Consider the following 437-nt stretch of genomic DNA (forward strand, 5'->3'; position numbering starts at 1 on the left):
CATAGATGGTTTAGAAACAAAAGAAGCAAGAAAGCTTATATCTAAAGCCTTACTTTTAGATAGATACAACGGCACAACTTGGGCTATAAAAGAAGCTTTAAGAGCCGTATTTCCTACTGCAGTGGTTAAAGAGTGGTTTAATTATGGTGGAAAGCCTTATTTTTTTAAAGTTAAAGTAAGCACAACTAATGTTAGCTTTGATGAAAGAATGCTTAATACTTTAGAAAGACTAAATTATGAATGTAAAAATGTTAAAAGCTTTTTAGAAGCAAGTGAAATAGAAATTGAAAGTAAAAATGATAGTTTTAATGCTAGTGTAGAAAAAAGCGGAAAAACTAAAGAAATCTTACCTTTTCAAACTACGGAAATTGAAAACAATCAGAAACCAAGTTTAAATGCAATGGGTGTTTTTATGTGTGAAATAACAAGAACTAATA

At 29.3% G+C, this 437-nt stretch carries 1 protein-coding gene; it reads left to right on the forward strand.

Annotated features, from left to right (window positions below; all coding sequences use genetic code 11):
- A partial coding sequence (locus KJR01_RS09830; RefSeq protein WP_214119063.1) for a phage tail protein occupies positions 1-437 on the forward strand: 437 nt, incomplete at both ends.

The organism is Campylobacter sp. 2018MI10 (assembly GCF_018501175.1).
GTDB lineage: Bacteria > Campylobacterota > Campylobacteria > Campylobacterales > Campylobacteraceae > Campylobacter_E.